Origin of the sequence: Pseudonocardia lacus (genome assembly GCF_018531445.1) — a bacterium.
In the GTDB taxonomy this organism is placed as follows: Bacteria; Actinomycetota; Actinomycetes; order Mycobacteriales; family Pseudonocardiaceae; genus Pseudonocardia; species Pseudonocardia lacus.
In genome coordinates, this window is record NZ_JAHDTH010000030.1 from 45,972 (window position 1) to 53,490 (window position 7,519).

The following is a 7,519-nucleotide window of genomic DNA, read 5'->3' on the forward strand; positions in this document are numbered from 1 at the left end:
GGGTGGCCCGCAGCGTCGACCCGTCGCCGGAGGTGCCCGGCACGCGCCTGCCGGCCGAGCTGCACCGCGTGTGGGAGGTGCCGGCGCCGCGGGCGACCCGCGTGCCCAGGGCCTCGCTGAGCGTCGAGCGGATCGCGGGCGTCGCGGTCGAGCTGGGCGACGCGCACGGGCTCGCCGGGATCTCGCTGAGCGGGGTGGCGCGCCGGTTCGCCGTGGCGACCAACGCGCTCTACCGCTACCTCGACTCCCGCGACGAGCTGCGCGTTCTGGCCCGCGACCTGGCCCTCGGCCCGCCCGGTCCCGAGCCGGGCCCGGGCTCGTGGCAGGAGGGCGCGACGGCGTGGGCGCTCGCGCTGCGCGCCCGCTACGCCGCCCACCCCTGGCTGGCCGACCTGCCGGTGCGCCTGCCCGTCACGCCGAACGCGCTGGCCTGGTTCGACGCGCTGCTGGCGGTGCTGCGCCGCGGGCCGTTCGACCCGAGGGGACGGCTGCGGGCCGCCGCGCTGCTCGACGGCCACGTCCGCAGTGCCGCCGTCGCCGCCCGCGACCTCGCCTCTCTCGGGCCGCCGCTGGCGGCGGGCTCGCCGCTGGTCGCGACCCTCGCCGAGCTGCTGGCCGAGCGGGGGCTGACCGGCGCGGCCGCGGTGGTCGACGCCGGGCTCTACCGCGAACCCGCCGACCGCCGCACCGACGACGAGTTCCGCGACGGCCTCGACACGATCCTGGCCGGCCTCGCGGCGCGCGCTGGGGAAGTGCCGGCCGCGGAAACTGTTCACGGGGGAGCACCGCACCCGGGTTGACGGGTCGGCACCAGCGCCGCGAGCGGCGCGCGCGAAGAGCATCGGTCCGTCGATGGCGGACGGATGCGAGGTGCACGGATGAGGAACGCGACGAGCCGGCGGGCCTTCCTGAAGGGCGGGCTGGCGATCGGGGCCGGGGTGGCAGTGGGAGCGTGCGCACCCGCGGGAGTGGCGCCACCGGCGTCGCCGCCGGACGGGACGATCGCCATCACCGGGGTGACGGTGGTCGACGCGACGGGCGTGCGCCCGGCCAGCACCGTGCTGGTGTCGGGCGTGCGGATCACCCGGGTCGGCCCGTGGTCGCAGGTCGAGGTGCCGGCCGGGGCGACCGTCGTCGACGGCGCCGGGCGGTTCCTCATCCCGGGGCTGGTCGACGTGCACGTGCACAGCGTGCCGCTCGAGCGGACGTTCCCACCGCTGTTCCTGGTCAACGGCGTGACGACGGTCCGGGAGATGGGTGGGTTCCCGCAGGCGCGGCAGTGGCGCGACCGGGTGGCGGCCGGCGCGGCGCTCGGCCCGCGGTCGGTCGTGTCGAGCACGATCCTGGACGGCTCCCCGTCGCTGTGGGAGGGGATCGGGGTGCCGTTCCGGTCGGTCGCCGACGCCGCGCAGGCCCGGGCGGCGGTCCGCGAGGAGCACGCGGCCGGGGTCGACTTCATCAAGACCTACACCCGGCTGGGCCCGGAGGCGTTCGCGGCGATCGCCGACGAGTCGCGCCTGCTGGGGATCCCGTTCCTGGGCCACTGCCCGGACCTGGTGCCGCTGCCCGCGGCCAGCGACGCCGGCCTGGCGACGCTGGAGCACCTCTGGCAGGTCTGGTACGCCACCTCGCGCGACGAGGACCAGCTGCGCCGGACCCTGGCCCGGGTCCCGATCGCGGCGGGGGAGTACGGCGGCTGGTACGCCAAGATGCACGCCGTCGAGTACGCCGCGGCCCGCAGCACCGACCCGGCGAAGGCCGCCGACCTCTACGCCCGGCTGGTCGACAACTCCACCTTCGTCACGCCGACACTGAGCGTGCACCGGGTCGCGGACGTGCCGGCCGACCTGCGCCGCGACGACCCCCGGCTGGCGTACCTGCCGGCCGCCTACGCCGGCGGCTGGCCGGCCCAGCTCGAACAGGTCTACCTGCAGGGCCGGACCCCGGAGACCGACGCGCAGCGCCGCGAGCTGTTCGACCGCCGCCACGACCTGGTGGCCGAGATGGCCGACGCCGGCGTGGCGCTGCTGGCCGGCACCGACACCGGCACCCCCTACGTCATGCCCGGCTTCGCGCTGCACGAGGAGCTGGCGCTGCTGGTGCGCGCCGGGCTCAGCCCGCTGCGGGCGCTGCGCGCCGCGACCCTCGAACCGGCCCGCTACCTGGGCCAGGAGGCCGACCTGGGCACCGTGGAGGAGGGCAGGTTCGCCGACCTCGTGCTGCTCGACGCCGACCCGCTGCGCGACATCGCGAACACCACCCGGATCGACTCGGTCGTGGCGCGCGGGTGCCTGCTGGACCGCCCGGCGCGCGAGCGCATGCTGGACGACGTGCTCGCCGCGGCACGGGAGCCGTCGGCGCCGGTCCCGACCCCGCCGTGCCCGTGCCACCGCTGAGCGGCGGGTGATCTGCGGCTCCGACCGGTGCGCGCCGCGGCCCCGCGGGGAGATCATGCGGCGGTGACCGGCCGATCCGTGGTGCTGATCGACGGCGCCCGCCTGCGCTGCGCCGACATCGTGCGGATCGCCCGCGAGGGCGACGACGTCGAGCTCGACGCGACCGCACTGGCGCGGGCCCGCCGGGCCCACGACCTGGCCGTCGAGATCAGTGCCAAACGCGCGGTCTACGGGCGCACCACCGGCGTCGGCGCCAACCGCCACGTGGTGATCGACCCCGACGCGGCCGACGAGCACGGCCTGCGCCTGCTGCGCAGCCACGCCAGCGGCGTCGGCCGGCTGCTGCCCGCCGACGCCGTCCGGGCCCTGCTGGCGATCCGGCTCAACCAGCTGGCCGCGGCGGGCAGCGGCGTGCACCCGCGGATGCTGGGTGCGCTGCACACCGCGCTGAGCGTCGGGGCGCTGCCCATGGTGCACTCGCGCGGGGCGATCGGCACCGGCGACCTCACCGCGATGGCCGAGGTGGCGCTCACCCTGGCCGGTGAGCTGCCGTGGGCGGTCGGCGAGGTGGATCCGGTGGCGGTGAGCCCCGGCGACGCCCTCGCGTTCATCTCCAGCAACGCCGCCACCCTGGCCCAGGCGGTGCTCACCTGGCACGACCTGGGGGTGCTGCTGGGTGCCAGCCACGTGGTGACGGCGCTGTCCTACCTGGCGCTGGGCGGCTCGCCGGAGGCGTTCTCGCACCGGGTCCACGTGCGCCGCCCGTTCCCCGGTTCGCTGCGCTGCGCCGCCGAGATCCGGGCGCTGATCAGCCCGGTGACCGGGTCGCCCGCGCCGGGGCGCAGGCTGCAGGACCCCTTCGGCCTGCGGGTGTTCCCGCAGGTGCAGGGCCCGGCGCTGGACGCCCTCGACGCGCTGGAGTCGGTGCTGGCCATCGACGTCAACGCGGCGGCGGAGAACCCGCTGATCGACATCGACGAGGGGACCGTCGACCACCACGGCCACTTCTCCACGCCCTACCTCGCGCTGTCGATGGACCACCTGCGCGCGGCGGTGCACCACGTGGCCGAGCTGTCGGTGGCCCGCCTCGGCGACCTCGTCGAGCCGGAGCTGACCGGGCTGCCGCCGTTCCTGGCCTCCGGTCCGCCGGGCAGCTCCGGGATCATGATCCTGGAGTACGTCGCGCACGACGCCCTCGCCGAGATGCGCCACGCCGCCGCCCAGGTCACCACCGGCACCGCGGTGATCTCGCGCGGCCTGGAGGACCACGCCAGCTTCGCCACGCAGGCCGTGCGCAGCGCCGCCGCGGTGATCGACGCCTACCGCACCGTCCTGGCCTGCGAGCTGGTCGGCGCGGTGCGCGCGCTGCGGATGTCGACCGAGGAGCTGCCGCCCGTCCCGGCGGTGGCGATCTTCCACCGGCTCGCCGCCGAGCTGCCCGGGGTGGAGGCCGACCACCCGCTCGGCGAGGAGATCCGCCGCGCCGAGGCGCTGCTGGACGACCTGCCCGCCTCGACGGCCTGAACGCCGCCTACCGCGGCCACTGGGTCGCGACCTCGGCCCAGACCACCTTGCCCGGCGGCGACGGCGTCCACCCCCAGCCGCCGGACAGCCCGTCGACCAGCTGCAGCCCGCGGCCCCGCACGCGCTCCGGGTCGTGCGGGCGCCGGCGGGGCTGCTCGGGGGAGCCGTCGTAGACCTCCACCCGCACCGCGTCGCCGCGCAGCTCGACGGCCAACCGCACGGGCGCGCTGCCGTGCTCGGCGGCGTTCGACACCAGCTCGGTGACCACGAGCAGCGTCGGCTCGCCCGCCTCCCCGCCCACCCCCCACTCGTCCAGCACGACGGCGAGCCTGCCGCGCACCACCGGGACGGCGTCGGCGAGCGGCTCGGACTCCCACCCGGTCGTCCACCGCGGTCCCGCCCGCGCGCCCTCGCGGCCGGGACGCCGCATCCGGCGCAGGCGCAGCCCCGCCCCGACGAGCAGCCCCACCACCACGAGCTCCAGCACGATCGCCAGCGGGAAGGCGACCAGCGCCACCGCGGCCAGCGCGAGGACCGCGACGGCCACCAGGAACAGCACGAGGACGGCGGACACCAGTGCCCGCCGCACCCACCTCACGGCGTCCCGCCGGCCGGGCTGCGGCGCCGTGGTGGCATCGGGGTGGCCCTCCTTCTGACGGCGCGAGCGGGGAGTCGTCCGGCGGTGACCTGCCGGCGCGGAGAGTGGCTACCCGTACCGGAGCGAGTCGACTCCTCCGGTTCAGTGCTCCCCTCGGTGCTCCCCCTCGGTGCTCCCCCTCGGTGCTCCCCCTCAGTGCTCCCGTCCGCCCTCCCGCTCGGTCGCGACGAGCGCCTCGTCCGTGGTGGGGAACCACGGCACCGCCTGGTCGACGCCGGTGATGTCGAGGGGGCGGGTGACGCGCCGGTTGGCGGGGCCGGTCACGCCGCGCAGCACCGTGCCGGCGGCCTCGGCGGCGCGGGCGCCCTGCACCACGACCTCCAGACCGCGGGAGCCGAAGAACGTCACGGCGGTCAGGTCGAGCACCACGACCTCGGCGCGCGAGCTGCGCAGCAGTCCCTGCAGCTCGTCACCGACCGCCTCGGCCTCCAGGTTGTCCAGCTCGCCCTCGACCGACAGCACGGCCACCGAGCTGCTCGGCCACCACGTGCGCAGCCGCACGGTGTCGGTGCCGACGGGTTCGACCCAGGCGGACGCGAACGGTCCGGCCCGGTCCTGGTCCCGTGGGGTGTCGCCTGGTCGGGGCAACGGGGTCCTTCCCTGCGCGGCACCGGACTGGGGCGCCGGTGGCTCTGCCGTGGTCGTCCCGGCCTCGGGACCGCCAGAGTATGACCCGGGTCGCACCCCGGCGCATCCCGGTCGCGCGGGGTGCCCGGCGATCCGGGTTGGCGACCCCGCGGGCCGGGTACGGACGTAGGGTGACGGACGGTTTGCGGCTCGTGCTCAGGGCCGGAGGTCGCTCGCCCGCGCAGGCGCGGCGGGCGGTGGCCGGCTGGATGGCCCGGGTGTGCGGCCGGGCCGCGCTCTGCGACCTCGCCGACGACCTCGTCTTCGCGGTGAGCGAGGCCGTCACCAACTGCGTCGACCACGCCTACCGCGACCGGGAGCCCGGCCACATCCGCGTCGAGGGCAGCCTGAGCGCCCCGGCGGGAGCGCCCCGGGCCGTCACGGTGGCGGTCAGCGACGACGGGGCCTGGTCGGAGCCCGACCGCGACCCGGGCTTCCGCGGCCGCGGGCTGAGCATGATCCGCTCGTCGGTCACCTCGCTGAACCTGGCCGCCGGGCGCTGCGGCACGACCCTCACGATGACCCAGCAGCTGGGCTGCTGAGCGGGGCGCTACCCGAGCAGCACGCGCACCGGCGCCAGCGTCGCCTGCTTCGGCTCGCGCCCGTCGCCGGAGGAGCGCCCGCGCAGGCGCCTGCCCACCCAGGGCAGGACGTGGCGGGCGTAGTAGCCGGGCCCGCCGCTCGACGTCGGGGTGCCCGCTCCGTGCGGGACGCGCAGGAGGTCCTCGGGGACGGCGACCCCGAGCGCGCGCAGGACGTTGCCGGCCACCCTGCGGTGCCCGGCGGGACCCAGGTGCAGCCGGTCGCCCGACCAGCAGTCCGCCTCCCGGAGCCGGTCGTCGTGCCAGTTGTCGACGAAGGTGACCGCGGTCAGGTCGGTGGCCCAGGCGCGGACCGCGTCGGCGAGTGCGTCGCCGCGGCGGCGGACGGCCCGGCCCAGCGGCAGCCGCGCGGTCGGGTCCGCCCCGGTGACCACCAGCACGTGGGTCCCGGCCGCGGTGGCCCGGGCGGTGGCCCGGCGCGTCGACTCCGACAGCTCCCGGATGCCGACCCGGGCGCGCAGCAGGTCGTTGCCGCCGCCGTTCACGGTGAGCAGGTCGGGCCCCAGCGCCAGGGCGGCGTCGAGCTGCTCGCCCAGGATCGGCCCGAGCAGCTTGCCCCGCACCGCCAGGTTGGCGTAGAGCACCGGCTCCTCGGCCGCGGCCTGCAGGCCGTGCGCGACGAGGTCGGCCCAGCCGCGCACGGTGCCGTCGTCGAGCTCGTCGCCGACGCCCTCGGTGAAGCTGTCGCCGATCGAGACCACGCTGCGGTAGGGGTGCACCCGGTCCTCCTCCGGTCCGCTGGGTGATCGCCTGCAGCGATCATCGCAGCGCCCCGGCACCGCGGTCGATAGCGTGCCGGGACGGCGACAGCGTGGACGGGGAGGCGGCATGGCGCGCACGGACGTGACCATCGGCACGGCGGACGGCGAGTGCGCGGCGACGCTGCACACCGCGGCAGACGGCGCCGCACCGGCGGTGATCCTCTACCCGGACGCGGCCGGTGTGCGCCCGACGTTCCTCGACATGGCAGACCGGCTCGCCGGTCTCGGGTACACCGTCCTGCTGCCCGACGTCTACCACCGCACCCCGTTCGCGCCGTTCGACCCGGCGACGGTGTTCGGCGACCCGGACGAGCGGGCCAGGCTGGGTGCCCTCGCCCAGGGCCTCACTCCGGAGATGGTCGTGCGGGACGCCGGCGCCTTCCTGGACTTCCTGGGCGGGCGGGCGGAGGTCAGCGGCGCCGCCGTCGGGACGACGGGCTACTGCATGGGCGGGCGCACCTCGCTGCTGGTCGCCGCGCACCACCCGGACCGGGTCGCCGCGGCGGCGTCCTTCCACGGCGGCAACCTCGCCGGCGACGACCCGGGCAGCCCGCACCTGGTCGCCGACCGCATCCGGGCGACGGTCCTGGTCGCCGCGGCGCGGGACGACCGGTCCTTCCCCGCCGAGCAGCACGAGCGGCTGGAGCAGGCGCTCACCGGGGCGGGCGTGCGCCACCGGATCGAGACCTACCCGGCCGCGCACGGGTTCGCGGTGCCCGACAACACCACCTACGACGCCGACGCCGACCGACGGCACTGGGCGGCGCTGACCGAGCTGTACGGCGAGGCGCTCGCCGGCTGAGCGGGGAGCCCGGGCCGTTCAGCAGGCGGCGGCGAGCCCGCCGGCGGGCGGGCCGTCGACCGTCCACGGCCGGGGTCCGCCGTGGCGCAGCCGCAGCCGGAACGCCAGCGCCGCCGGGTCGGTCCGACCGCGCAGGCGCGCGGCCAGCC

8 protein-coding genes are annotated in these 7,519 nt (G+C 77.1%); 5 read left to right on the top strand and 3 right to left on the bottom strand.

Translation table 11 applies throughout. From position 1 onward, the window contains the following. The first annotated feature begins 2 nt into the window (after positions 1 to 2). The 3 genes from KIK08_RS39725 to KIK08_RS09275 all read left to right on the top strand — a co-directional run bounded on the left by KIK08_RS39725 (position 3) and on the right by KIK08_RS09275 (position 3,920). Positions 3 to 800 carry a TetR/AcrR family transcriptional regulator C-terminal domain-containing protein gene (locus KIK08_RS39725; RefSeq protein WP_214402617.1) on the top strand — a complete coding sequence of 266 codons (798 nt, stop codon included), beginning with the start codon at positions 3 to 5 and terminating at the stop codon, positions 798 to 800. 78 nt (positions 801 to 878) lie between these two features. Then, complete coding sequence (locus KIK08_RS09270; RefSeq protein ID WP_214402618.1) at positions 879 to 2,396, top strand: amidohydrolase family protein; 1,518 nt, start codon at positions 879 to 881, stop codon at positions 2,394 to 2,396. Positions 2,397 to 2,474: 78 nt separating this feature from the next. Beyond that, positions 2,475 to 3,920: an aromatic amino acid ammonia-lyase gene (locus KIK08_RS09275; RefSeq protein WP_214402631.1), complete on the top strand. Its 1,446-nt coding sequence runs from the start codon at positions 2,475 to 2,477 to the stop codon at positions 3,918 to 3,920. A 7-nt stretch (positions 3,921 to 3,927) separates the two neighbouring features. Here the strand turns inward: KIK08_RS09275 and KIK08_RS09280 are convergent, their stop codons facing one another. Then, the gene (locus KIK08_RS09280) at positions 3,928 to 4,509 is read right to left on the bottom strand and encodes an ATP-binding protein (protein ID WP_214402619.1); all 582 of its coding nucleotides are present in this window, start codon (positions 4,507 to 4,509) and stop codon (positions 3,928 to 3,930) included. Between the two features lie 201 nt (positions 4,510 to 4,710). After that, positions 4,711 to 5,166: an STAS domain-containing protein gene (locus KIK08_RS09285; protein ID WP_214402620.1), complete on the bottom strand. Its 456-nt coding sequence runs from the start codon at positions 5,164 to 5,166 to the stop codon at positions 4,711 to 4,713. A gap of 170 nt (positions 5,167 to 5,336) precedes the next feature. Between KIK08_RS09285 and KIK08_RS09290 the strand changes: the two genes are divergently transcribed. Then, on the top strand, positions 5,337 to 5,747 hold the full coding sequence (locus KIK08_RS09290; RefSeq protein WP_214402621.1) for an ATP-binding protein: 411 nt from the start codon (positions 5,337 to 5,339) through the stop codon (positions 5,745 to 5,747). An 8-nt stretch (positions 5,748 to 5,755) separates the two neighbouring features. Here KIK08_RS09290 and KIK08_RS09295 read toward each other — a convergent pair whose 3' ends face one another. Further along, positions 5,756 to 6,526, bottom strand: a complete 771-nt coding sequence (locus KIK08_RS09295) for an SGNH/GDSL hydrolase family protein (RefSeq protein ID WP_308257519.1) — start codon at positions 6,524 to 6,526, stop codon at positions 5,756 to 5,758. 109 nt (positions 6,527 to 6,635) lie between these two features. On the opposite strand from KIK08_RS09295, the gene KIK08_RS09300 reads away from it, so the two are divergent. After that, complete coding sequence (locus tag KIK08_RS09300) at positions 6,636 to 7,370, top strand: dienelactone hydrolase family protein (protein ID WP_214402622.1); 735 nt, start codon at positions 6,636 to 6,638, stop codon at positions 7,368 to 7,370. Positions 7,371 to 7,519 lie beyond the last annotated feature (149 nt).

Excerpts from the sequence above, each read along its gene's own strand:
- KIK08_RS09270 (WP_214402618.1), top strand. The coding sequence starts at position 879 with ATGAGGAACGCGACGAGCCGGCGGGCCTTCCTGAAGGGCGGGCTGGCG.
- KIK08_RS09300 (WP_214402622.1), top strand. The coding sequence starts at position 6,636 with ATGGCGCGCACGGACGTGACCATCGGCACGGCGGACGGCGAGTGCGCG.